Raw genomic sequence first — 24,670 nt, 5'->3', positions numbered from 1 at the left:
TTAAGGATTGGCTGGCGCGGTTAACGTTTCCTTTTTCGTTTTCGCCACCAGTAAATCCCTCCCGCTATAACGGCGAGAACAGCGACGATGACAACCCAGTTTGTTCCTCCACCGTTACGCTCTTTGGAGCTGATGAGGGTGACGGCGAGTTCTCGTTCTTCTTCGTATTGGTTGTTGAAGGCGTCAAGGTAGGTGACTTTGACGGGTATGACGAGGTTGTCTTTTTTTGCCTTGATGGTGATGCTCTGCGTGTCGAAGTCGTCGCTGTCAACATTGCCAATGTAGATTGTGCTTGAGCCTCCCAAGCGTTCGTATGACTCGTGGGGTTTGAGTTCGACGTTGAGAAGCTTGATTTCAGACAAGCCTCGGTTGACGAATTTGAGCGTCACATCCCCTGTTTTTTTGTCCGTGTACACGTCGGCCGATTCAATGTAGACGTCGAGCGCAGGGGGGGCGTTGATGATGATACCTATTTCGTCGGTGTATGTGTAGTCGTTGTCTCTTTCGTCGCTGAAGGTGATGGTCACCGGTATGGAGTACACGTCCGAATCGGCGTCCGGGTTGGTCACGATGCCGAACGTAAGTGTTTTTTCTTCGTCTGCTAAGAGTTCAGGGATGCGCTGCTCGAGAGAGGTGGTCAGGGGCGTTATGGGGAGGGTTGTCGTGGTGCTCCCAACCGTTCTTTCTGTGCTGAGGGAGACTGCTATGTCGCGCAGTCGCGAGTCTGCGAGGTTTTTGACGGTCAGCGTGATCGTCGCGGGCCTTCCTGGCAGGATTTCTTGAGGTGTTGAAGTCATCTTCGTGATGGAAATGGCGGCGTCGTTGGTTGCGATGTCGAGCGGGAGTTCGTCTTCTCGCCAAAACCCTGCACCAGCAGGCTTGTAGCGGATGGTGATGTGGTTGGTTCCTTCATCAGCGTCTTTGTCAATGCGTATTTTGAAGATGACAAGGGCTGATTGCTGTCCTGGTATTTCATTGATACGCTTTGCTTGTTCTGACGGGCTATCAGCGCTGAACGGATAGGCGTTGACGAGTTCAACCTCAACGCCTCGCGCGGGTTCGGAGCCGTTGTTGGTGATGAGGACGTAGGCGTCGATGACGTCCCCTGGTTCTGCCGGGTTTGGCTCGTAGCGGAGGAGTTGGGATGAGAGTGCGCTTCCTTCGCCAACGAGGTTGTTGAGCGCCGCGGCAGGGGCGGCGTTGAGGATTGTCAGGAGTGCTATTGCAGTCGTGATGGTGGCGAGCAGGAGGAGCAACGGGGTCTTTTTTTGAAGCGGCTCCCTTGGCGCCTGCCTTCTTGCACGGGTTTGACATCGCAGCTGGTGCGTTCTGGTTATGGTTTGGTTTTTTTTCATAGGGTTCACCTTTTTTTTGCTCTTTTATTTCATATTCGTTTTTTGTTTTTTTTTTGTTGCTGTTTTGTTTTTTTCTTTATTTTTTTTCTTTATTTGTTTCTTTCTGTTTCTTTCCTTTCTTTTTCGGCGTTCGTCGAGGTTAGTGTGTTGCTTGTCCTCTATGCTTTTTTTTGGTGACGATCACTCCGTCTTGGAGTATTTCGATCCTGTCAGCATTTTTTGCGACGTTCGGGTCGTGGGTGACCATCACAATGGTTGTTCCTTTTTCTTTGTGGAGTTTTTTGAGGAAGTCCATAACGGTGTTTCCGGTCTTGCTGTCGAGGTTTCCGGTTGGCTCATCTGCGAGGATGACTTGGGGGTTTGTCGCGAGCGCTCTGGCGATGGCGACGCGTTGTTGCTGCCCCCCGCTTAACTCGGTGGGTTTGTGGTGCATGCGGTCTTCGAGCCCGACGAGTGAAAGCAACTGTTTTGCTCGTTTGATGCGTTCTTGGCGGGGAGTGTTTTGGAAGAGGAGGGGGAGGGTGATGTTTTCCATTGCGGTGAGGGTGTTGATGAGGTTGAACTTTTGGAAGATGAATCCTATTTTTTTCCCTCTGATTTGGGCGAGGTCTGATTCGCTCAGGTGGGAGATGTCCTGTCCTGAGAGGTAGATGCGTCCTTTCGATGGGACGTCGAGGCAGCCGATCATGTTCATTGCAGTGCTCTTTCCGCTTCCGCTTGGTCCCATGATGCTGAGAAATTCTCCTTCGTAAACTTGAAGGGTGAGTCCGCGCAAGGCGTGGACTTTGACTTCGCCCATGGTGTAGGTTTTCCACACGTCTTGGAGTTCGATGATGATTTTTTTTTGTTTGGTCATGCTTTTGTTTTTCGTCTTGGTTTTGCAGAAGCAGTTTTTGGTCCTTTTTTCTTTTTTGTTTTAGCTGTCGCGGCTTCTTTCTTCTTGTGCTTTTTCTTTTTTTGAGCTGCTCTTCTTTTTTTGCTTGTATTGTTCTTTTTTGTTGCAGATGTTGCGATGAGGTGTTTGAGTTTGCGGGTTGTTTCTTTGATTGCGGCATTGATTTCTTTTTCGTATTTCTCGATGAGCTGCTTTTGGTAGAGGGTGAGGAGTGTGTGCTTGAGGGCGGTGGTGCTTGCCATGATGTTTTTGAAGGGGAATGCTTGTGGGGATGTGGGGGAGAGGAGTATTGATGACATTTCTTGGTGGGTTTTGTAGTCGATGCCGAGGAGGTGGGCGATGATTTTCATAGTTTCTTTGGCTTTTTTGAGGAGCTGGTCGTTTTCTTTTTGAAAGGTTTGGAGGGCTCGCTCTCCTTTTTTTTTGAGGGAGTATTCTTTTTTTCGCTTTTTTTGCTTGGCGGTGATGAGGCCTTCTTTGGAGAGGCGGTCAAGCAAGGGGTAGATCGAGCCGTAGCTCGGCCGCCACCCCACGGATGCTTCTATCGTGTTGGCAAGGTCGTATCCGCTTAGCGGTTTTTTTTTGAGTTCTTGGAGGGTGAGGATTCTTAGTTTGTGTTGGATGAGGGGAGTTGTCATGTTCGTTGCGTCTTCTCGTTTTTTTCTGTTTTTTTATTTTCTTGTTCGTTTTTTTCGGTCCTTGTTTTTAGAGCGTCGCGAGGTTACTATCGTTTCCGACATATCGTTAGCGATAAAAAAGCGACAGGAGTATTTAAACTTTGTGGAATTTACTTATGGCGGCTGCGAGAGGACGCGGGCGGGGCCGGGCGTGACGCAAGAAGGGGGCGGTGTTGTGCGAAGAAGGCAGGGATGGGCGCTGTTGTAGCATTGAAAGGAAAGCAAAAGCCTCCGCGGGGATTTGAACCCCGGACCTTCTGATCGCTTGAGCGCGAACCCCTCGTTTCTTGGGAGGGCGAGGCAGTTCGGTGCAGTTTTACAAGTCAGATGCTCTAGCCGCTGAGCTACGGAGGCAATGCAGAGCAAGAGGCGCACCCTTCCTTAAAAAACTTACTGGGAACCTTGCTGGGGCGAGCGTTGGTTTGAGCGTTGTTTAGAAGAAGAACAAGAAGAGCATGATTGTCGATGCAATGCCAATGCCCAGCCCAACGGCTACTTCGGGGAGTGTGTGGCCGAGGCGGGTGTTGGTAAGGTTTTTGTGCTTGTGGAGGAGTTTGTCAAGACTTTCGGCGTTTTGCCCAATCTTGGTGCGCAGGGTCATGGCGTCTCGAATGATGAGCGTGCTGATGACAAAAGAGAGGAGGAAGAGGGGTGTTATGCCCTGAGTGAGGAAGATGCTAGTAGTGATTGCCACGAGCGTTGCGGTGTGGACGGAAGGCATGCCGCCGTAGGTGAAAAAGACGCGCCACCACGGTGCAGGTTGTTTTTGTTGGAACGTGAAGTACTTGATGATTTGGGCGAGAAGAAAGGCAAGTGCTGTGCTGGCAAGGATAAAGGCGGTCTCAGGCGTTGTACGCAGTAGTATTCCGGTCATGTTCGGCAAAGAGCAGGAGGGGATTTATAAGCTTTCGCAGATGGCCAGGCGGGGCGTGCCTTGTTAAGGGACGGTGATGAATCTCGTGTTGGAGAGGGCCCATTCGAGTATGATGAAGATGAGGACGAGAAGGAGGAAGTGCGTGGTGAGGGGGATGGCCGCGAGGCCTTTTTGGCGGGGAAGAAGCGTGGTTGCTGTTGGGAGATCGTTTTCGCTTTCGAGGTGAAGGTAGGTTCCTCCTGTCGCGTTGGAGAATGCGCGCAGGGTTGCTTCGTTGTACACAGAACTGAGGTTGTAGTAGCTGGGGAGGTATCCAATAGGGCCGGTGTTTGTGCCGATCCCGACAGCGTGGATGGTGATGTGGTTTTTCTTGGCGTACTCGATTGCTTCCCGGTTGGAGGTGTCTGTGTATGCTCCGAGTGTTTGGCTGCCGTCGGAGATGAGCACGACAGTCTTGGTTTTGTTGAGGTGGAGGAGGGTGTTCGTTGCCGTTATGACCGCTCCGGCGATGTCTGTGCCTCCTCCTTTTGAGAGGGAGATGTCTTCGAGGTGGTCCCTGACGTTTTCGAGGTCGGTGGTGGGGAGGGCGTTGATGTAGCTCACGCTTGCAAAGCTTAGGAGCCCCACTGGTGTTGCAGGGCCGAGGGTGTCAAGGATTGCTCGTGTGATGTTTTTGGCAGCGTCGAGTCGTGTTGGCCGGAAATCTTGCGCCGCCATGGATGCGCTGGTGTCGATTGCGATCATGACGGCGAGGTCGCTGGTTTCGCTTTCAATCCACAGGCTCGGCCTCGCGAGGGCAAACGTGAGGCTGGCAATGACGAGGCACCGCACGAGGAGTTGGGTGAGGTTTCTTGTTCTTTGTTTTTTTCCGCTGGCGCGCTTGAGTGCTTCGAAGTTTGCAAAAGTGATGGCGCGCTTTCTGGCGTGGCGTAGGTAGTAGAAATGCAGGCCTACGAGGACTGGAATGAGGAGGAGGTACCAGAGGAAGTAGGGGTGTTCGAATTCGAGGAACATCGTGGCTGTTCTTTTTTTTTCTTGCTTGTTTTGTTGTTATCTTTTTTGTTGTTATCTTCCTCGCTTCTTGCTCAGTTGCCGGAAGAAGAGGAAGAGTTTTCGGTAGTAGTCTTCATTGGTGTAGAGTTTGACATAGCTGGTTTTCGTTTCTTTGAACGTGTTGGCTAGTCGTTTGTCTTCTTCTTTGACTGCTTGGGCGAACATGTGGGAAGTGGTTTTTGTATCGATGAGCATAACTTGGCCGGAGTACGGGTCTTTGACGTAGTATTCGCCTGCGTACTTGGGGAGTGTTTCGTCTCGCGGGTCGCGGATGATAATGGCGATGACGTCAAAGCGCTGGACGAGGCTTTTGAGGTAGCGTTCCCATCCCGGGCGAAAGCCGAAGAAGTCAGAAATGAGGACGATGACCGTTTGGTGGGAGGGGAGGTAGAGGTTGGAGAGCTGGAGCGCCTTGGCGGCGTCGATGGGGCCTCCGTAGTTAAGCGGGTTTTGGAGCTCTTTCATGACTCGGTGGATCACGCCCCCGCCGACGTTGGGAGCGATTGCGGTGACGAGTTTGTCGGTGAAGAGGGCGAGGCCGATGGCTTCCCCGCCTTCTGAAGTGGCTACGGTGAGGTCGAAGGTGACTTCGGCGGCGAATTCTGCTTTGAGCTTTCCTGTGCTTGAGAAGAGCATGCTGTCGCTGACGTCGAGGAGGAAGAAGACGTTGAAGGTTTTGTACTCTTCGAATTCTCTTACGAGGGTTTCTTTGGCGCGCAAAGAGGCGCCCCAGTCGATGAGGCTCGCGTCGTCGCTGTAGGTGTATTGGCGATAGCCGGCGAATTCCATGCCTGCCCCTTTGCGGAGCGTTGTCCATGCGCCTTCGAGGATGTGGGAGAGGATGTGTCGTTTGGTGGCGATTGTGGTGTTTTTGAGCCTTCTTTGAAGGTTGATGTTGAGGTGTTTGACTGCCATGATATTTTTTTTGCAGGATTTTTTTTTGTGACGGCGTGTTGTAGGCGTTTCTTTTTGTTGTTTAACCTTTGTGCGTGTTCAAGCCTTTGCTTTTTTTTCCCTGAGGAAAACGTGGGTGTGTTGTTCTTGTCAGAGAATGTGGACTTTGTCGAGGATTTCTTTGATGATGCTGTCTGTTGAGATGTCTTCTGCTTCGCCTTCGAAGTTGAGAAGGATGCGGTGTCGCAGGATGTTGTACGCCACGTCTTTGACGTCTTGGGGAGTGACGTGGGTGCGTCCTTTGATGAGGGCGTGGGCTTTGGAGGCGATGAAGAGGGCGATGCTGCTTCGAGGTGATGCGCCGAAGTTGATGTATTTTCCGTATTCGTTGATGCCGTATTGCTTTGGGTGGCGGGTTGCATCGACGATGCGGACGATGTAGGATTCAATGCGTTTGCTGAGGGTGATTTGTTTGATGAATGCTTGGGCCTTGACGATGTCGTCAGGGGAGATGATGGATTGGATGTTAAACGAGGTCATGTCGTTGAGCGTGGTGTTCTTGGTGAGGATGAGTTGTTCTTCTTCAAGGGTTGGGTAGGTCATGATGAGTTTGAAAAGGAACCGGTCGATTTGGGCTTCTGGAAGCTTGTAGGTGCCGAGTTGTTCGAGCGGGTTTTGGGTTGCCATAACGAAGAACGGTTCTGGAAGGGAGAAGGTTTCCTTGCCGATGGTGACTTGTCGCTCTTGCATTGCTTGAAGGAGGGCTGATTGGACCTTGGGTGGTGAGCGGTTTATTTCGTCGGCGAGGACGAAGTTGGCGAAGACCGGTCCTTTGAGCGTGAAAAACCCTCGTCCTTCTTCGTAGGTCGTGATGCCGACGATGTCGGTGGGGAGGAGGTCGGGCGTGAATTGGATTCTGGAGAAGACGCCGCCGGTGACTTGCGCGAGGGAGCGCATGAGCATGGTTTTTCCAATGCCTGGGACGCCTTCGATGAGGACGTGGCCGTTGCAGAGAAGTGCTTGGATGAGGGAGTCGACAATGTCTTGTTGCCCGACGATGAGTTTGGCGATTTCTTTTCTGATGTTGTCGAAGAGAAGTTGGTAGTGTTTTGCGCGCTCTTTGAGCCCCTCATCCTCTTTTTCCATACTGGTCGTCTGCGGTTTGCTAGTATAAAAAGGTTTCCTTGTGGTTTTGTCGTGTTTGGTTGTGGAATTCGTGTTTCTGCTTCGACGAGTGTTTCTCCCAGTTTTTTTTTTTTTGTTGTTGGTGTAAAGGGCTGGGGAGGCGGCTAGTGCCGTGTTGGTGGCGGTAGCAAGATTTAAATACGCTTGAGCGTCTAAGTCTTTGTTAGAACCATGGTGGAAAGAGGTGAGCATCCGGTTCAGTCGCAGCTTGAGCTGAAAAGATCGGTGAGGAAGAAGATTCAGAATTTGCTGGAGAAAGGTCACGTCACAGAAGAGGAGGTGTATCGGCTTTTCAAATATTTTTTTCAGGAGTTCTTGCAGAAGCGCTACGAGTTCACGGCGGCGGAGTTGAGGGAAGAGCTTGAGAAGGTGTACTTGACCAATGACGTGCGCAATCAGGTTTTGAGTTTTTTAGAGTTGATGGAATCCTTTGAGGTCGGGAGTGAAGAGTTCAGCGTTGACGCTTTGAAGCGGTCGCTGCGCGAGTTCGAAAAGGTGGTGGACGTTCTCGTCGGTGAGGAGGAGGAACGTGTTTCGTTTTTGAAGCGCCTGCTCCGCTTCAAGTGGAAGAAGCGGGAGTCAAGCTCGCTGGATGATGCGGTGGATGAGAATGCGAGGCAGTTAGAGGAGCGGTTGAAGGTGTTGCGTGAGAAGATCAGGCTTGCGGATGAGGCTGAGGCGAAGCGGTTGTACAAGGAGCTTATTGGGTATTATGAGCAGGCATCTGAGGAGAGGAGAAAGCGGCTCTATCCTGAGCTTGCAGAGGCGTACAGGAGGATTAGGGCGCTGTAGCGTCGTGTTGCTTGTTCGCTGAAGGCGTGGTTTGTTGTAAGGCGTGGTTTGTTGTAAGGCGTGGTTTGTTGTCCTTGGCTGTCCGGCGGGCCGGTTTTGTTCTGTTTTTTTTTGTTGTGTTCTGTTTTTTTTTGTTATGTTTCTTGGTTTGTGCTGTCTTCTTTTTCTTTGAGGTGGTATTTGTTTCTTAGCGTCATGGCTACGGTGCCGATAGTGGCGAGAAGAAGGATGGTGAATATGGCGATGAGCCCTATTTGGAATGGCTTCTTTTTGAGCGCGGTGGTGATGAGTGTGGGTTGTTCTTCGACCTTTCTGACTTGGCTGACGAGGTAGCGGCACCCGTTGATGGTTGCGTCAATGATTGCTTCCGCTTCTTTGAGGTTGCCTTCTTCTATGCGTTCTCGTGCTTGTTCGAGCTGTTCGTTGAGTTCTTGGCATTCTGGGTTGTCGTTGAGGAGGTCTCTGGCGAAGGTGACTTTTTGATCGACGGAGAGGTTGTCTTGTGCTGCTTCGAGGGCGCTGACGAAGACGCTGGCTGAGTCGAAGAATTTTGGTGAGGTGACGTTTGCTTCGATAACGACTTCGTAGGCTTCGCCGAGGCGGTAGTTTGAGGCGGTGATGGTGAGGCTGGCGCTTGAGTTTGGCGGTATGGTTTCAAAGAACGTTTGGGAGTAGCTCAGCTCGATGCCGGTCGCGTTTGTTTTTGCCTGGACGGTTATGTCTTGGAGGTCTCGGTCCCACGTGTTTTGGAGCTTGACCGGGATGCGGACGAGGTTGGCGTCGGTGATGACTATGTTTTCCGGCGCGACGATGTTCAGCGGGATGGGGTTGTCTTGCGGTATGGGGACGAGTTGGGTGCTCGTACTTGAACCTCCTCCTCCGCCTCCTCCGCCGCCACCGCTGGAGCTGGTGCTTGTGCTGGTTTGGGATTCGCTCACGCCGGTTGTGGTGATGGTGACGGTGTTGCTGGTGACGCTTTCTTGCCCGTCACTCGCGCTGAATGTCACGGTGCAGTTTCCAACGCTTGTTGGGGTGACCGTGAGGCTGGCTCCGCTGATGGAGAGCGTGGCGACGTTGCACGTTGTCGCGTTAAACGTGAGGGAGGTCGTTTCATTTCCGGTTACTTGTCCGTCGCTGTTCGTGTCATCGTCGGGGTCGTAGAATTTTTGCTGTGAGTTGTAGAAGTTGAAGTAGCTGCTGTATGTTGTGGTGCCGTTGGCGGTGAGGTTATCGAGCGGGTTGGAAAGGGAGGGTGCTCTGTTGACGTTTTGGACGGTGAGGGTCCACTGCCACGTTGCGTTTTCTAGGCGGTCGTCGTTGACGACGAGGAGGATGGTGTGGGTTCCTGAGGAAAAAAAGTCGAAAGATTTGGTGTACGCGTGGGTGGTGGTGCTTAACGAGCCGTCGTAGTACCAAGCAAAAGTGAGGTTTTCAGGAGCGGTGGTGTCGTCTGTGGTGGTGTGGTTGAACGTGTATGTCGTGTTTTCGTTGAGCGTCACGGGAGTGTTGTTGTTGGGGTAGTTGGTTGTTGCGGTGAATGCGTCGATGATGGCGTTGTTTGCTGATGCGTTGCCGTACGGCTTGATTTGAGTAATGTTGGGCGGGAGCGTTTTGTTGTAGATGGTGAAATTGATGACTTGCCAGTCGGTTCCTCCTCTCTTGTCTGTTGCGGTGATGTTGACCGAGTAAAATCCGTCGTCGTTTGTTGCCGGGGTGAAGTTGATGACGCCGTAGGTTTTGTTGTTGCTTGTGTTGAAGCGCGTGGTGATGTTGAAGACGTCTTTGCCGGTGAGGAAGGTGCGGTTGAAGGTGATGTTTTCGATGTTGAGGAGGTAGTCTTCGTCGTCGGCGTGGAGATAGATGAGGACGGGGTGTTCCTCAACAATAGTGGGGAAGGTGATGGTGTCCAGGACTGGCAGGTCGTTTTGCTCGATGATGGAGAGGTTGATGGTTGTGGTGTTTGAGGCGCCTTTCGTGTCCGTTGCGGTGAGGAGTATGGTGTAGTTGCCTACGTCGCTTTGGTTGTGGGTGGTGTTGTGTACTGCAGTGGTGGTGTTGTACGTTGTGAGGTTAAAGACTGCGGTGTTGTTGCTCATGATGGTGATGTTGTCTCCTTCCTGGTCCGTTGCGGTGATGAATGCTGTGCACAGGAGGTCTTCGTAGCACGTCACGTTTGTTATGGGGTCGAAGGCTGGTGCAGAGTTGTTGAGCGTCGTGACCGTGAGGGTTTCGTTGTCGCTGAGGCCTTCATCGTCAGTGACGGTGACAAGGACGGTGTGGACGCCAACATCTGTTTGGGTGGGTGTGAAGGTGACGAGGCCGGTGGTTGCGTTGATGGAGAGTTTGCTCGTGTCGTTGAGGGTGTAGGTGAGTACTTCGCCAGTCGGGGTGAGGGTGTCGTTGTCAGTGGCGTTGACGTGGTAGGCGAAGGGTGCTCCTGCGTAGGCGGTGAGGTTGTGGATGTCGCTTCCGTCTGTGTTTTGGCTGTCTTGGCTGGTGTTGTGGATGAGGGGGGCGTCGTTGACGTTTGTGATGTTGATCCATACGGTTTGGGAATCTGTTGCGCCGCCGATGTCTGTGACGGTGATTTTGATGGGGTAGTAGCCGACGTGGGCGTCGTCAAGTTGGGCAGTGACGTTGCCGGTGGCGTTGTTGCTGTTGTTGATGGTGTTTGCGGTGAAGCGTGTGTCGTTGACGCTGAAGGTGAGTGTGTCGTTGACGTCCGCGTCGTTTGCGCTGAGGTTGAAGGTGAGGAGTTGTCCTTCCGTCCAGGTTTGGTTTTGGATGAGGGTGAGGTTGGGTTGTTGGTTGGTTGTGATGACGGTGAGGAGGAATGTTTTTGTTGTTGAGCCTCCTCTGGTGTCGTTGGCCGTGACGGTGACGTTGTACGTGCCGCCGTCTTGAAAGTCCGGCGCGCCGTTGGTGGTGTTGAAGGTGATGTTTGCGGTTGTACTGTTGATTTGGATGAGGATGATTCTGCTTGCAGGGGTGGTGGTGAGGGAGAAGTTGAAGGGGAGGTCGTTTTCTTCGTCGGTTGGGGTGATGAGGTAGGAGAAGGGGATGTCTTCCGTCGCGTTTTGGTCGGTGACGGTGAAGAGGGGGTTGTCGTTGACTTCGTTGACAATGTAGGTGAGGATGATGGAGTCTGCGCCTTCGTGCCCGTCAGTAACCGTTATCTCCATAGTGTGGTTTCCCACGTCGTTCGCGTCCGGCGTGAAGCTGATGATGCCGAGTATTTCGTCGCTGCCCGGGTCTGAGAAGCGGAAGAGCGGTGGTGAGATGGTTGAGTTGGTGGTTGTGTTGATTTCTCGTGACGTCCAAAATAAAGGGTCGTTTTCTGCGTCGGTTGCGTTGAAGTCGTAGTAATAGGGAGTGTCTTCTGTGAGGGTTTGCGGGTCGCTGACAGGGATGATGGTCGGGTCTGCGTTGGCGATGGTTGTTTTTGTGCTCTGGGTTTGGGTGGTTGATCCGTTGTAGAGGGTGACGGTGCAGTTCCACTCGTCGTCTCTCATGACGGCGCTCGCGTCGATGCCGGTGGGGGTTTGGCAGGGCTGGCCTGAAGTGCAGGAGATGTTGTTTTCTGTTGCGTTGAGGGCGCCGTTGCGGTACCACGTGACGTTGGCAGTGATGGTGGTGCCGGTGGCGGTCCACTCGCAGAGGAGGGAGTCGTTGGTTGAGGCTCCTGTGGGGGTGATTTGCGGTCCTGTGGTGAATGTGGCGAGGGAGGAGAGGGAGAGGATGAGCGCGGCGAGGATGAGGGTTGTGAGGAGTAGGAGCGTGCCCTGGCGGGGGTTCGTGTTTGTGGAGTGTGTGGGGCCAGCTGGGAAGGGAGGTGGCCGGTGATTGTTGGTAGTGCGGGTGCTGTTGTTTTTCATGGTGTTTTTTTCTTATCAAGGGGGTGGTGTGGGTGTTGTCTGGCGGGTTGTTGTCGGCCTGCGGTGTGGGTCTTGATATGGGGTTGTTGTTCTTGCGTTTCAGAGAGTGTTTCAGAGAGGGTGGTGGTGATGAGTGCTTTGAGGGTGGTTCCTTTGAGAACAGAGAGGAGTTTGAGTTGGTGATGGAGGTCGTCGGGAAGTGTGATGTTGATGTTCTTCATTGCTTGGCGTCAGTTGTGTGGTTTGTTTGTTGTTGCTTGTTGTTGTTTGTGTGTGTTTGTGCGGGTGTTGTCTGGCGGGGTTGTTGTTGTTGGTTCGTTTAGCGTCGCTTGCTGAGTGTCAGGTTCTGTTTTTTTGTTGGGTTTGGCTGGTGTGGTGGGAGTTCTTTTTGAACCCGTGCTTGCAGAAGGGTGATGATGTGTTCCTTGAGGGTGCGTTTGGCAAGGGTTGCTTGCAGTTTGATTTGTTGGTGGAGGTCGTCGCTGATGGAGATGTTGATGTTGACCATTTTTTGTTGGTGTTTTTTGTTATTATGTTCGTTGTTATTGTGTTGTGATAGTGTGAGGGGGATGTATTTGATGGTGCTGTTTTGGGGGGTTTTTTGGTGCTAAACTCGGAACCAAACGCTTGGCTAACTTAGCTAACTTAGTTAACTAAGTTTTTTTGCGAATGTGTAATTTATAAAGCTTCTGGCGCTAACAATTATGTTTCTATATAGAACAAAAATACGTTTGAGTTGGTTGTATACTTACATTGTAGGTAATTTTTACTTTTTGTTTTTGTGTGTGGTTTTGTTTCGTTTCGCGCCAATAAATACGTGTATTACTTACATTGTAAGTAATTTCTCTTCTAAGGGGGTTTGGGGCGCTTTCCGAGCATGTGAAGGAATTCACAATAAAAAGGTATATAAAGAACCCTTACAATGTGAGTATGTTGTGTTGGGCTTGTACGAGCTTTGCACTACTGCGTGTACAGGTTGCCGGACAAAAAAGGCAAGCGTCCAGATCGCTCTGAACTGGTGGGTTGGTTTGCATTGAAGCCCAGCAACCAACGCTGCAGGAACGTCACAGCAAGGACGCCTCACGCAGCAACGAAGACAAGCAAGAATTCAGTTCAGCTATCGCACAGCAGGTAAGCAGGCAGGGACGAGGAATGATGGTGTGGTGATCACGACAGCGATGACACAAGCAGTTGTTGGCTCGGAAGAGTCGAGAAAGGCGCAGAAAGAAGGGAGAGAAGCAACAGGGTTTGCTCGTTTCTCTGCTCGTTTCTTTGCAAGTTTCTTTTCTTTCCTCCCTCAGCAAGCACGCCAGCGAGCGTTATGCCCGAACGTGTGCAAGTACGTGTTCTTCTTCTTTCGAAGTGCACCCATGAACGAAGGGTGCGTGGAGGGTTGCCGATGAAGCGCAGGCTCTTTGCAGACAAGAGCCTTAACATCCCCTCATTTATTTTTCGCGACAGAACATTTTCTGTCATGGAGTCGCTCGTTGCATTCCTCAAGGAAGAGCGTGGTTTGACCTTTGCACAAATTGCCGAGCTGCTCAACCGTGATGACCGCACCGTGTGGACCGTGTATCACCGGATGAAAAAGAAAAGGGAGGAGGTGGAGCGTGACGCAGAGGCGTGACGAGGAATGGAAGCGGCGTCTTGAGAAGAGCAATGCGCAGCTAGAGCGCATGCTCGAGGAGTCTCGCCACCGCCTTGAAGCGAGGGCGTTGTGGGAGCGGTGGCAAAAGCCAGTCCTGATAACAGCACTCTTTGCAGTCATGCTCATTTCACTCTTCTCTCTGCCGTTGTTCTCGCCAGGGGGCACGACGGGCTTTTTCACCAAGAAGGTTGTGCGCAACGAAACAGTGCTTATTGGCAAGACGATTACGGGCAGCGGAACTATCGCGTTGGACTTGCCAGCGGTCCAGGCGCTTTCTTTGAATGCGCGCGTGCTCTACGATGCCCCGTTTACGGTATGGGTGGACACGCCTGGGAAGTCGTACCTGCTCTACAAGCATGCTTCGGCGAACGCGAACGCGTCGGGTACGCAAGCACTGCAAAGGCCGCTGCTTATTCGGAACGCGTGCGGCGAGGCGTGCACGTTTGCGGGAACGCCTCTTCAGTTGAGGGTGGAAGGCGTTGATGAAGTCGTGCATATCGAGAGTGTCCAGTATCGTTTTATCGGGGTGAACACCCCTCCGCGGCAGGTGTTTTCGCTTCCTGACCACAACCTCACCGTGGGGGACACGGTGCGGGTCGATCTCTCCCGCTTCTTCGGCGACCCTGACGGGGATGTTCTCTTTTACGATGTGAGCGGGTCGCCAGGGCTGCTCTTGAGCGTGAAGGGGAGCGAGCTCTTCGTCACGGCGGTGCGCAACGGCACGTATGACGCGTTCGTGTACGTGTCTGACTTGCACCATCTCATTGTGAGCGAAGTGTTCACCGTTCACGTGGAAGGGCCTTCAGCGTCGGTTGGGCAGGCGCGTGACTCCGGAGGAGTTCGTGGAGGGGTTCAAGGAACAAAGAGCGGGGTGCGTGAGCGGCAAGATCAGCAAGGGATCACAATTCGGAGTGCGCAGGGCGCGGGTTTAGGGAAGAAGAGGCAGGTGCTGAAGACAGTGAAGGCCCGCGCTGAAGCGTGCCCCTCGTGCATTGTGACTATCGCGAGTGCGGTGAAGGAGACGAATGCTACCGTTCGGTTCTTGGCGCCTGACGGACGGGTTGTTTCCTCTCCGCAGAGAAACGCTCGCTACGCACTCGAGGTACTCCCGGAGAAGATGCCCGTTGCGCGCATCGTCTTTGCAGACGCGCGCTTTGAGGAAAACCTCACAATAGGGCTTGATGACGTGAGCAGCGAGTGGCTGGGCAGGCCGTTCTTGCAGTCCTACGCGATCGACCCGACACGGGTGAATTTCTCCCTTGCAAACGTGACGGCGGTTGCAAAGGGGAGGCGGCTTTTCAAGTGCAAGGAGTATGACTTTGCGGGGAAGGTGTGCACGGGGCGGTGGGAAGCGGTGATGCGCCTCACGCCCGGCGAGGCGTACACGTTCCCCCTCACGCCACAAGACCCGGCATACGGAGAAGGAGATGCGGAATCAGAGCCGGACTACGCCTTCGCCTATAGTACAGCAGCCTTAGGGGATAATGGTGTGGTGACGTCCAACGTCACGTCAAGGGATGCTGCATACGCCAACATTCTTGAGTCAGGAACGCAGAGTGGTTCGTACCTTCAGGTGAACTGGACGAACACGTTCAACGGATTGGTAGGGATTGAGAACGTTACGTCTGTGTGGTCGTATAATAAGACGACATCACTCACGACAATTGATTTGAACTTCACGTGGTGGAACGGAAGCGCGTGGCAGCAAATGTGTGTCGCGTCCAATATTGCGACGTCGTACACGACCTACGCGTGCGATCTCTCCAGCGTTGTGGACACCGTTTCTGAGCTTAACGATGTGAAGGTGCGTGTCTATGTGAAGAACAATGGCGCCCTCAACAACGGCGCGTTGTTTGACTATGCGGGGCTGAACATCACGCTCAATCAATCGTGCGGGACGATAACGCAGGACACGACGCTGATAGGCAACGTTTCCGTGAACGGCTCGACGTGCTTCACCATCGGCGCGGGAAGTATCACGCTGGATTGTGCCGGCTATTGGATTGTGGGAAACGACACCGCTTCGACCTCCGGCATTGACATCAACGGGCAGGACAACGTCACGATAAAGAACTGCAACATCAAAGACTTCGCGACAGGCATCTCTTCAGGAGCGTACGCGAATGACAACATTATTGAAAACATCTATACCGAGTCGAACACGTACGGCATTGACTTTGCGAACTCGGCGCGCAACGCCGTTACAGGGCTGTCCAGTTTTAACGACACGTACGGCGTGCACCTCACAGGAGGGTCTTCTGATGAGAACAACTTCACCGACATCGACATTGTTGCATCAGGAACGTACGGGGTGTGGCTTGAAGGCGGGGATAAGAATCGTTTTGTGAACCTCTCAATGAATTACACCGGCACTTCGTATGCTGTGTACGTATCAAGTACATCGGCGAACGATACCTTGTTCGACTGCCAAGACAGCACCATCCTGGGAGCAGACACTGCCGGGACGAGAGGGTTTTACGTAGCGTTCGGCGGGGTGAGCACGGTGCAGAACTGCATCGTCAAGGACTTTGAGCGGGGGGTTGTGCCGTCTCAGGACTCGCTTCTCGTTAACCTCACCGCCACGAGTAACACGCACGGCATCTATGTCGACAGCGAAAACAATATTGCTATGCAGTCAATCAACGCGTCGGGAAACACGAACCACGGGTTCTACCTCTACAACGCGAACGGGTTGAACCTGTCCGGCATCGTCGCGAGCGACAACAGCCAAGACGGGTTGTATGTTCGTAAAGTGACGGACAGCGTCTTTGACGATATCACGGCAGACCGCAACGCGTTGTACGGTATTGAGCTGGTGAGCTTCACGACCGGATCGAACCGAAACAACTTTACCAATGTCAGGATTGACGGCGGGGCCGTGGGAGATGTTGGCATTCGTCTTCAGACGGGCGGGAACGCGAACAATTCCTTCGTGAACTTCAACATTACCATAAACGGGGCGAACCATTACGGCATCCTGGTCAATAATGACGCGAGCGATAACAACTATTTTGACTGCGCGGGCGGCTTCATTGACGGCGACGACTCGTCGGGATCGAACGGCGTGCGCGTTAGTAGTGCTGACGGCATCACTATTGGGAACTGCACCATCACGGATTTCGCCGATGGCATCTACCTCTCCACGAGCGCGACGGGAGCGAGTATTCGGGGGAATAATGTTTCGTCAAGCACGGGGTACGGCATGAACATTGCCGACATCGGGAGCTCTGGCGGCGTGCTTGAGAACAACTTCTTTTGCAACTCGTCTGGGGCGTACGACGCGTACGATGCGGACTCGAACACGTGGACGAACAACTCCTGCGACGCGGGGAGCCCTGGTTCGATTTGTTATTGGACGTGCGCGGGGGTGCGCAACAACAACGCACCGGTGGTTGCTTCTCTGAGTCTGTCCCCTGCCATTGCGAATGCGTCGCAGGACCTCAACTGCACCTTTGTCATTACGGATGAAGACGTGGGGGATACGCTTTTCGCTAATTATACGTGGTTCGTTGATGGTGTGAAGAACGTGTCCGGCCAGGTCAGTGTGACGAACGGGACGGCTTCGTCAGTCATCCTCGGGGCGGGGAATACGTCAATAGGGGAGCAGTGGTGGTGCAACGTCACAGGGTATGATGGAACTGAGTACTCCTCTGAGAATCAGTCGAGCACGACAGTTATTGTTGCAGAAACGGTCGCGCCTTCCATTTCCTTCGTGTCGCCCACGCCTACGGGGGGGACGCAGGCGAGCACGGCGGTTTATGTCAATGTTTCCTCCAGCGACGCAAGCGACCATTCGGTCTTGGTTGATTGGAACAGCACCTTAGCGTTGTGGATGCAGTTCACGAGCGGCGCGGATGTGACGGAGGAGTCTTCCTATGAGCAAGCATGCACTGATTATGGGTCGTCGTGGTCGCCTATGGGCCAGCGGGGTGGCAAGCGGGTGTTTGACGGCTCGGCGCGGCTTGATTGTTCAAACGCTTCGCAGTACCGCGTCGGGGAGGAGGGCTCGCTTCTCGCGTGGGTTGAGTGGAACCCGACGGCGACCGATGATGTCGTAGTGAGCAACGGCCAGAACGGAACAGGCGGCTGGTACGTTATTGCCCGCACGAACGGGGACTTGGATGTTTCGTTCAGCAACGCCTCGGCGGAGTGGGTTTCCTCAGGGCAGGCAGGGTTCTTCTCAGCAGGCCAGCCTGTCTTCATGGGTATTGTGTTCAATAGTTCTGAAGTGCAGTTTTACAAGAACGGCGTCTTCCTCGGCTCCGAGCAGATCGGGATTGACTGGTCCGTCGCGGCGGACACGGAGCCCTTGGTGCTTGGCGCGTACCGTTCTGATACGAGCAAGGGCCTCAACGGGTCTCTTGATGAGGTGCAGCTCTATAATCGCGTGCTCGCTCCTGAAGAAATCAACGCGTCGTGGAACGCGAGTGCCTACCCGTACAGGCATAACTTTACCGGCCTCGTGAATGGGACGTATACGTTCAAGGCGTACGCGATCGACGCGAGCGGGAACACGAATGAAACAGAGCAAAGGAGCGTGACCGTGCACAGCGGCCCGCAGCCCGTGTTTGACAGCGTGAACATCACGCCAGCGTCGCCGTACGCGAATGATTCTCTCTCTTGCGAGTTCAACGTGTCCCAGTCAGACGGCGCGAACATCACTGTTCTGGTGCGTTGGTGGCGGGATAGAAGCGCTGCGAATTGGACGATCTTCTCGCGTTCTCGCGAATCGTGGCTGATGAATGCTTCTGTGCAGGGAACGCTCGCTACCAGCAGGCTTGGCATTGACCGGCGATGGACGGCGCCGGGTGAGTCGTGGAAGTGTGAAGTGACTGCTGATAATGGGTTTGTGAATGTTTCGCAGAACAGTTCCGCGGTGACGATATCCTCCCTGACTGCTTCCATTGTTGACAAGACGCCGTCGAGTGCTGACGTGAACGAGTCAGTGCTCTTCGCGGCGGACTTCCTCGGACAGAACAATGAGACACTCGGGAGGAAGCTGTTTTTTCAAAACTTTACGCACGAAGCGCACGACGCGCTCTTTTGGAGCTCGTCGCACACGAAGACGCGGGACGGCTTTGTCATTGGCGACTTGACATCGGGCGTTCGGAATCTGATAGCGTATAACGCGTCAGGAAGCAACCGGTGGAATGCTTCAAATTATATTGGCGGTCTTGAGCGTGGCGATTTTGATCGGGACGGCGTGGATGATTTTGCGTACACAACAGTGGTTGATCAGTTCAAGGTCGTGAACGGCTCGGGCTCGCAGGTTGAGCTGCTCTCGTTCCGCGGCATTTTGTCGGCAGTCTTAGCGGACCTTGACGGCGGGACGTACCGTGATGACTACGCGTCCCTTCGATCAACGGGGCGTGCAGGTGCGGCAACGACGAACGGCTCGTCATGGACGAAAATGTTTGACGTTTCCGCGTCGCTGGGAACGCCCAACGAGGTCAAAGCGTGGGACATCTCTGACCAATGGCCCGGCGACGAGCTCGTATCAGCGACTGCTAATTACTTGCTTGTCATGAACGCGTCGGGCGATGTACTCTGGAACGTGTCCAATGAGTTCCGCGCAGTTGCTATTGTGGATATTGACAACGACGGGAGGAGGAGCGATATCGTCGCGCACGACGTCACCGCGGGGCTTTTGCGTGCTTTTGATAAGGATGGCGTGAGCCTGTGGAACGTGTCGGTCGGTGTGGGGTGGGAGATGGGCGCCGGCGACTTTGATGGTGACGGCTATGTTGATGACGTGTTCGCCCAGAACGGGACGAGCAAGCTCGTCGCGGTGGATGAGTCGGGGGATGTGTTGTGGTCGTTGAGCAAGAGCGGAAGCGGCTACGTCGCGTCCGTGGAGGTGTTTGATGTTGACTTGGACAGCGTGGATGAGGTTCTCGCGGCGGGAGGGGATAATACGGCGTGGCTTATTGATGATGGGTCGTTTGTGATGAATGCGTCGTTTTCCTACCCGCTCGCGAGCGACGTGAACACGTTGGATGCGAAGCGTTCGCTTGACGTTGAAGACTGGGACGGCGACGGCGTTGCAGAGTTCTTGGCTGTTTCTTCCGGGACGGGCGTGTCAGAAGCGGGCGTGTTCGGCGTGGTGGACTTTTGCAGGGTGGACTTTTCGAACGGTACGAGTGTGAACTTGACGTGGAACGCGTCGGCGCAGCAGTGGGAGCGTAACTTCTCGTTCTCGTCAAGCGGCGTAGTAACGTATAACATCACGTGCCGAAAAGGAGGGTATGGCGTGGTGAGCGAGCAGGGTTCGTTGTTTGTCGGTACGAACCAGCCGCCTTCGGTGGAGAGTTTGGCTTTGACACCGGCCGTGCCTGAGAACGCGTCGGACTTGAACTGCACGTTCACTATTGTTGATGACGGTGGCGGCGGCGGCCTCTGGGCGAATTACACCTGGGTGCGTGACGGCGCCCTGTATAGTTCAGGCCAGGTTAGCGTGACGAACGGGACGGCGTACTCGCTCATCTTGGGGGCGGGGAACACGACGTACGGGGAGCAATGGTACTGTAACGTCACAGGGTTTGACGGCACGAATTATTCGTCAGAGAACCAGTCGAACACGGTCACGGTTACCGACACGGCACCGACGGTTGCGTCGGTTTCGCTTCTTCCTGCCAAGGCGTATCATACGCAGGATTTGAACTGTTCGTTCATCGTGACCGATCCGAACACGGGCGACTCCCTCTCGGCGAACGTGTCTTGGTTCAAGGACGGAACGCTCTTTTCGAGCGGGGTGTATGCTGTCTTAAACAATACGAGAAAAGACGTCGCACTCCCGGCAGCGAACACGGGTGCAGGAGAGGATTGGCTCTGCCAAGTGACGCCGAGCGACGGGTACGCCACCGGATCATCTCTCAACTCCAGCGCATCTCACATCTGGCAGAACATTTCGGGGTGCGGAACGATTTATAACGACTCAATGCTTTCAACAGACTTGAGCAGTCCGGGAGCTTCGTGCATCACGTTTGGCGCGGACAGCATAGCGTTGGATTGCGCAGGGCATACTATTGACAGTGACGATTCTCCCCTCACGAGGGGGGTTAACGCGTCGGGAAAGGTGAACATCTCCGTTGCTCATTGTGTGATTTCTGATTTCACGAGCGGAGTGTGGCTTGACGGGACGAACCAGAGCGTGGTGGAGAACGTCACTGTCGTTTCGAACACGAGAGGCGTTGATGTTCTCGGCGGTGCGAAGAGCAACGTGTTCACGACCATTACCGTGATAAATTCTTCGAAGGCCAGCATCCTCTTCCGAGACGGCGCTTCAGCAAACAATTTTTCTCAGATCGTCGTTCAGGGGGATGCTGACACGGAGTACGGGATTCGTTTCGGGTCGGGCGGGGGAGTGTCAAACAGGTTTGAGGGAGTAAACATTTCGTGGGCTTTGGCCAATCCGGCTGCGTATTATGGTGTGTTTTTCAATGACGCACAGGGAAGTGCTACGAACGTTATTGACTGTCAGGGGGGTGTTGTTTCAACGCCGAGCTCTGCCAACGCGATCGGCGGGTTTTACCTCAACGATGCGTCATCCACGAGTATTGTGAACTGCACCGTGGTGAACTTCACCTATGGCGTCTACGCAGGTGCGGGGTCTGGGACGCAAGTGTCTTCCTTGACAGTGAATGCGTCCGACGTTGGTGTTTACTTGAGTGGTTCTTCGCAGTCAGTCATCAGTGACGTGTCGGTGAACGATGCGGACCTCTACGGCGTGTGGCTCGAAGGCGCTTCGTCAAACAACCTTTCCTCCTTGACGGTCCAGGGAGGATCCGTGACGGATGCCGGCGTTTACGTTTCCGGCGCTTCGGCGAGTACGAGCAACAAAGTCACAGGGTTGTCCGTGAGCGTGTCGGGGGCGAGCCACCACGGCGTGTACGTGGACGGAGAGTTGCACGACAATAATGTTTTCAACTGCCAAGGAGGCACTATCGACGGAAGCGACACGGGCGGGACGTACGGCGTGTACCTCTCCAGCGCTGACGGCACAACCGTGGGGAACTGCTCCATCACTGACTTCTCACGGGGCGTGTACGCGGCGAGTTCTTCAGGCAACACGTTTACAAACGTGAATGTCAGCTCGAGCGCGAACGGGTATTACTTATCGAGCGTCACGTCGTCAGCAATCTCGTCCTTTGCGCTCTCCAGCCTCAGCGGGAACGGAGTCTTTTTCGCGAGTTCCTCAAGCAACAACGTAACAGACTTTTCCATTTCCTTGACGGGCGCGTATGCTGCGGTGTATGTGAGCGATGAAACATCGGACACGAACAAGATTGATTGCGGCGGGGGCGTTCTTTCAGGCAACGATGACGCCTCCTCGTTTGGCGTGCGCGTTTCCTCGGCCGACGACGTGACGCTGCGCAACTGCACGGTGAAGGACTTCGGAAAAGGCGTGTTCTTTGAGGGGACGAGTTCAGGGAGTGTTGTCGAGGAGAATAACGTATCATCGTCGGTTCAGGAAGGCGTGAATGTGAGTGTGAGCTCTGTGACGTCGTCAACCTTCTCGAACAATTATTTCTGCGGTTCAGGAGGGGCGTACGACGCGTACGACGCGGACTCGAACACGTGGACGAACAACTCCTGCGACTCGCGCGCGGGGTGGGCGTGGTGTTCTTACTTGTGCGACGGAACCCCCGTGGCGAACAACGTGCCCAACGTGACGAGCGTGACCCTTCTGCCTGCCTCGCCAATGACGCATGAGGATTTGAACTGTTCGTTCATCATTGAAGACGCTGATCCTAACGACGTTGTGTTGGCCAACGTGTCGTGGTTTCGTGACGGTGCGTACTTCTCAAGTTCGGAAGTGCAGGTGACGAACGGGACGGAGGAGTCGGTGACCTTGTCATACACGAACACGGCATTGGGCGAGTCCTGGCTCTGTCAAGTCACGCCCAGGGACCAGACGGATGTTGGGAGCGCCGTGAATTCAACCTCGAGAACAATCGAGCAGGGCTGTGACACAATCACGTCTGATGTGACGATGACGAGAAACTTCACATTTAATAACACATGCATCACGTTTGGCGCGGACAACATCGTGCTGGACTGTGCCGGCTACGCTATCATAGGGGAGGATGTCGGGTATGGCGTGACGACGAACGGGTATGACAACGTGTCGGTGAAAAATTGCGTTGTATCGAACTTTAGCACTGGGGTGTTCGTGACGTCTTCGGAGAACAGCACCTTTCAGAACCTGACGCTGACTTCGCACGCGTCAGTCGCGCTGCAAAGCGCATCATCGAACAAAAACACCTACTCCTTGATCGACGTGAACATGACTGGAGCTTCTCTTGCAAAAGGTGTTAGTTTTTCCTCGTCGGGGCAAAACACGGTCAGCAATCTTGACATCGTGGGCTCTAGCAGTGAGTATGCACTCGAGATTGTTTCTCTTTCATCAAACAACAACTTCTCCGAAGTGAACGTAACAGTCGATGCAAAAGGAATAAAGGTCGGCACCTCAGGCAACCCATCGTCGAACAATCAGTTCGTCAACACGTCCGTCTCTGTCGGGCTTACTACCTCTTCAGGGGTAGAACTTGATGGCGGGAGCAACAACCGCTTCGATTGTGGAGGAAGAACTTTGACGGGTGCGTCTGCCTTTGGCGATGGTGTTTCAATCTATCGAGCTTCGAAAACGACGGTTTCGAATTGCATCATACGCGGTTGGGATGAAGGAGTTATAGTGACAGGGTTTTCAAGTTCGTTGACCGGTGTTCTTGTTGAGAATGTGTCCATTCAAAACGTCAATAGAGCAGGGCTTGACCTATCCCTCGTGAAGGAGTCTCGCTTTGTGAACGTATCTATCGAGCAATTCGGCCAGACGTTTTCGACGAGCGGGGTGTTGCTGCAGGACGGGACCTCCTCAAACAACTTCACCAAAGTTACTATTGCGGGGTCGGGAAGCTCCGGTGTTGATATTGAAGAGGGAACGATCAACACGCAAAACCGATTCGTCAACATTTCCATTTTCGTAAACGGCTCCGTTGTGGGTTTTGACTCGGGTGATCAGAACGAGCAAACATACATTGACTGCGGGGGCGGTGTTGTGCAAGGAAACGACTCGGCAGGGAGTGTAGCGTTCAACCTTTCCGAAGCAGATGGGTACACTATCAAAAACTGCACAATCCTCGACTTCGACGTAGGCATTAACGTGAGCGGGACGTCGACCGGGCACACTATTGAGAACAACAACGTTTCCTCCTCGCTCACCTCAGCTATTCGCTTTGCCACATCGGCCGATTCAGGATCGTCAATGGCGTCCAACGTGTTTTGCGGGTCCGGAGGTGCCTACGACGTGTTCGACGGCGACTCGAATACGTGGAGCGGTGATTGGTGCGATAATTCATCCCCTGCGTTTTTATGTACGTATTTTTGTAACGGATCCCTCACGAACCAGGCGCCGCAGGTGGTGTACGTGAACGTCACGCCGCTCGCTCCCTACACGACAGACGACTTGAACTGCACCGTCAACGTGACAGACGATGGTCTTGGATCAGGGTTGTGGATTAATTATACGTGGTATAAGGATGGTGTCGCAAACGTTTCAGGAAGCGTTTCAGCAACGAGCGGCGAGGAGAACGTGTTCACTCTCGGGGCGGGGAACACGACAAAAGGAGAGGTGTGGTGGTGCAACGTCACAGGGTATGATGGGGAACTCTACTCTTTGGAGAAAAAGAGCAACAACGTCACGATCCAAAACACTCTTCCTGATGTTCCGACACTCCTGTATCCCTCCAATGGCAACACGTCCATTTTTGAGCGCAACGTGAATCTGAATTGGACGTCGAGCGACGCCGACGGGGACACGCTCTCGTATAACTTGAGTATTAACCAGTCAGTCTGCCCGAGCTACCAGTACTCGAACCTTTCCGAGTCGAACTACACGACTGAAGAGTTGTGCGTGGATAGAGTGTATAATTGGACGGTGCAGGCGTGTGACGATGAAGGGTGCAGTGCGTGGGCGTCCATCTTTAACTTCACTATTCAGTCCTCTGTTATTATTACCTTGACGAATGCAGAGACGAACTTTGGTTCGATGAACGTGCTGGAGAGCAACGACACGACCGATGACAATCCTTTGCCCTTTGGCGTGAGGAATGACGGGAACGTCGTGGCAGATGTTTCTCTCCGCGCCTCTGATGGCTTGTGGGATGCTGTTGGGCTGAATACGAGTTATTTCCAGTTCGCCGCGGGGAACTCGTCCGAGGCGGGGAGCTTTGTGTGGGGGTCGTCGGCGACGTCATGGACGAACGTGTCTAATGAGAGTGTGCTCGTGCTCAAGAACCTCTCGTATGTTGATGCAGGTGATGAGGGCGAGGTTGAGTTCAGAGTGGAAGTGCCGCTCAACGAACCGGGCGGGGCAAAGCAAAGCCAGTTGTTTATCATTGCGGAGTATCCGGTGTCGTGAAGG

The 24,670-nt window shown here is 53.6% G+C and carries 15 protein-coding genes and 1 tRNA gene; 5 read left to right on the top strand and 11 right to left on the bottom strand.

Annotation, left to right across the window (positions count from 1 at the left end; translation table 11 throughout):
* Positions 1-20 precede the first annotated feature (20 nt).
* The 3 genes from D6783_01730 to D6783_01720 form a co-directional block, all read right to left on the bottom strand.
* Positions 21-1,355 carry a hypothetical protein gene (locus D6783_01730; protein ID RME53566.1) on the bottom strand — a complete coding sequence of 445 codons (1,335 nt, stop codon included), beginning with the start codon at positions 1,353-1,355 and terminating at the stop codon, positions 21-23.
* Between the two features lie 139 nt (positions 1,356-1,494).
* A complete protein-coding gene (locus D6783_01725) occupies positions 1,495-2,211 on the bottom strand; it encodes an ABC transporter ATP-binding protein (protein ID RME53565.1) in 717 nt (238 codons plus the stop codon).
* Positions 2,208-2,888 (bottom strand): PadR family transcriptional regulator, encoded by a 681-nt coding sequence (locus D6783_01720; protein RME53564.1) that lies wholly within the window; start codon positions 2,886-2,888, stop codon positions 2,208-2,210. The genes D6783_01725 and D6783_01720 overlap by 4 nt, the downstream gene beginning before the upstream one ends.
* On the opposite strand from D6783_01720, the gene D6783_01715 reads away from it, so the two are divergent.
* Positions 2,887-3,135, top strand: coding sequence for a hypothetical protein (locus tag D6783_01715; protein RME53563.1), 249 nt, complete (start codon positions 2,887-2,889; stop codon positions 3,133-3,135). The two genes, D6783_01720 and D6783_01715, sit on opposite strands and share 2 nt — an antisense overlap.
* An 18-nt stretch (positions 3,136-3,153) precedes the next feature.
* Here D6783_01715 and D6783_01710 read toward each other — a convergent pair.
* The 5 genes from D6783_01710 to D6783_01690 all read right to left on the bottom strand — a co-directional run bounded on the left by D6783_01710 (position 3,154) and on the right by D6783_01690 (position 6,894).
* Positions 3,154-3,281: transfer RNA gene (locus D6783_01710), tRNA-Thr, on the bottom strand.
* A 79-nt stretch (positions 3,282-3,360) separates the two neighbouring features.
* The gene (locus D6783_01705; protein ID RME53562.1) at positions 3,361-3,801 is read right to left on the bottom strand and encodes a hypothetical protein; all 441 of its coding nucleotides are present in this window, start codon (positions 3,799-3,801) and stop codon (positions 3,361-3,363) included.
* 63 nt (positions 3,802-3,864) lie between these two features.
* Entirely contained in the window at positions 3,865-4,815 is a 951-nt protein-coding gene (locus D6783_01700) for a VWA domain-containing protein (GenBank protein ID RME53561.1), read from the bottom strand.
* A gap of 51 nt (positions 4,816-4,866) precedes the next feature.
* On the bottom strand, positions 4,867-5,769 hold the full coding sequence (locus D6783_01695; protein RME53560.1) for a DUF58 domain-containing protein: 903 nt from the start codon (positions 5,767-5,769) through the stop codon (positions 4,867-4,869).
* A 129-nt stretch (positions 5,770-5,898) separates the two neighbouring features.
* Complete coding sequence (locus tag D6783_01690) at positions 5,899-6,894, bottom strand: MoxR family ATPase (protein ID RME53578.1); 996 nt, start codon at positions 6,892-6,894, stop codon at positions 5,899-5,901.
* A 213-nt stretch (positions 6,895-7,107) separates the two neighbouring features.
* On the opposite strand from D6783_01690, the gene D6783_01685 reads away from it, so the two are divergent.
* Entirely contained in the window at positions 7,108-7,725 is a 618-nt protein-coding gene (locus D6783_01685; GenBank protein ID RME53559.1) for a hypothetical protein, read from the top strand.
* Positions 7,726-7,859: 134 nt separating this feature from the next.
* Here D6783_01685 and D6783_01680 read toward each other — a convergent pair whose 3' ends face one another.
* The 3 genes from D6783_01680 to D6783_01670 all read right to left on the bottom strand — a co-directional run bounded on the left by D6783_01680 (position 7,860) and on the right by D6783_01670 (position 12,108).
* Positions 7,860-11,600, bottom strand: coding sequence for a hypothetical protein (locus D6783_01680; GenBank protein ID RME53558.1), 3,741 nt, complete (start codon positions 11,598-11,600; stop codon positions 7,860-7,862).
* The gene (locus D6783_01675) at positions 11,597-11,821 is read right to left on the bottom strand and encodes a hypothetical protein (protein ID RME53557.1); all 225 of its coding nucleotides are present in this window, start codon (positions 11,819-11,821) and stop codon (positions 11,597-11,599) included. Before D6783_01675 ends, D6783_01680 begins: the two co-directional genes overlap by 4 nt.
* Before the next feature lie 98 nt (positions 11,822-11,919).
* On the bottom strand, positions 11,920-12,108 hold the full coding sequence (locus D6783_01670) for a hypothetical protein (GenBank protein ID RME53556.1): 189 nt from the start codon (positions 12,106-12,108) through the stop codon (positions 11,920-11,922).
* A gap of 670 nt (positions 12,109-12,778) precedes the next feature.
* Between D6783_01670 and D6783_01665 the strand changes: the two genes are divergently transcribed.
* The 3 genes from D6783_01665 to D6783_01655 are packed head-to-tail and all read left to right on the top strand — an operon-like array spanning position 12,779 to position 24,667.
* Positions 12,779-13,003, top strand: coding sequence for a hypothetical protein (locus tag D6783_01665; protein RME53555.1), 225 nt, complete (start codon positions 12,779-12,781; stop codon positions 13,001-13,003).
* Positions 13,000-13,227, top strand: a complete 228-nt coding sequence (locus tag D6783_01660; GenBank protein RME53554.1) for a hypothetical protein — start codon at positions 13,000-13,002, stop codon at positions 13,225-13,227. Before D6783_01665 ends, D6783_01660 begins: the two co-directional genes overlap by 4 nt.
* 49 nt (positions 13,228-13,276) lie before the next feature.
* Positions 13,277-24,667 carry a hypothetical protein gene (locus D6783_01655; protein RME53553.1) on the top strand — a complete coding sequence of 3,797 codons (11,391 nt, stop codon included), beginning with the start codon at positions 13,277-13,279 and terminating at the stop codon, positions 24,665-24,667.
* The last annotated feature ends 3 nt before the right edge of the window (positions 24,668-24,670 follow it).

The organism is Candidatus Woesearchaeota archaeon (assembly GCA_003694805.1).
Classification (GTDB): domain Archaea; phylum Nanobdellota; class Nanobdellia; order Woesearchaeales; family J110; genus J110.
This window is presented reverse-complemented; position numbering and strand designations above follow the sequence as displayed.

Coding starts and splice junctions, on each gene's coding strand:
- D6783_01730 (RME53566.1), bottom strand. CDS start 1,355: ATGAAAAAAAACCAAACCATAACCAGAACGCACCAGCTGCGATGTCAA.
- D6783_01725 (RME53565.1), bottom strand. CDS start 2,211: ATGACCAAACAAAAAAAAATCATCATCGAACTCCAAGACGTGTGGAAA.
- D6783_01715 (RME53563.1), top strand. CDS start 2,887: ATGTTCGTTGCGTCTTCTCGTTTTTTTCTGTTTTTTTATTTTCTTGTT.
- D6783_01720 (RME53564.1), bottom strand. CDS start 2,888: ATGACAACTCCCCTCATCCAACACAAACTAAGAATCCTCACCCTCCAA.
- D6783_01705 (RME53562.1), bottom strand. CDS start 3,801: ATGACCGGAATACTACTGCGTACAACGCCTGAGACCGCCTTTATCCTT.
- D6783_01700 (RME53561.1), bottom strand. CDS start 4,815: ATGTTCCTCGAATTCGAACACCCCTACTTCCTCTGGTACCTCCTCCTC.
- D6783_01695 (RME53560.1), bottom strand. CDS start 5,769: ATGGCAGTCAAACACCTCAACATCAACCTTCAAAGAAGGCTCAAAAAC.
- D6783_01690 (RME53578.1), bottom strand. CDS start 6,894: ATGGAAAAAGAGGATGAGGGGCTCAAAGAGCGCGCAAAACACTACCAA.
- D6783_01680 (RME53558.1), bottom strand. CDS start 11,600: ATGAAAAACAACAGCACCCGCACTACCAACAATCACCGGCCACCTCCC.
- D6783_01675 (RME53557.1), bottom strand. CDS start 11,821: ATGAAGAACATCAACATCACACTTCCCGACGACCTCCATCACCAACTC.
- D6783_01670 (RME53556.1), bottom strand. CDS start 12,108: ATGGTCAACATCAACATCTCCATCAGCGACGACCTCCACCAACAAATC.
- D6783_01665 (RME53555.1), top strand. CDS start 12,779: ATGACACAAGCAGTTGTTGGCTCGGAAGAGTCGAGAAAGGCGCAGAAA.
- D6783_01660 (RME53554.1), top strand. CDS start 13,000: ATGAAGCGCAGGCTCTTTGCAGACAAGAGCCTTAACATCCCCTCATTT.
- D6783_01655 (RME53553.1), top strand. CDS start 13,277: ATGCTCGAGGAGTCTCGCCACCGCCTTGAAGCGAGGGCGTTGTGGGAG.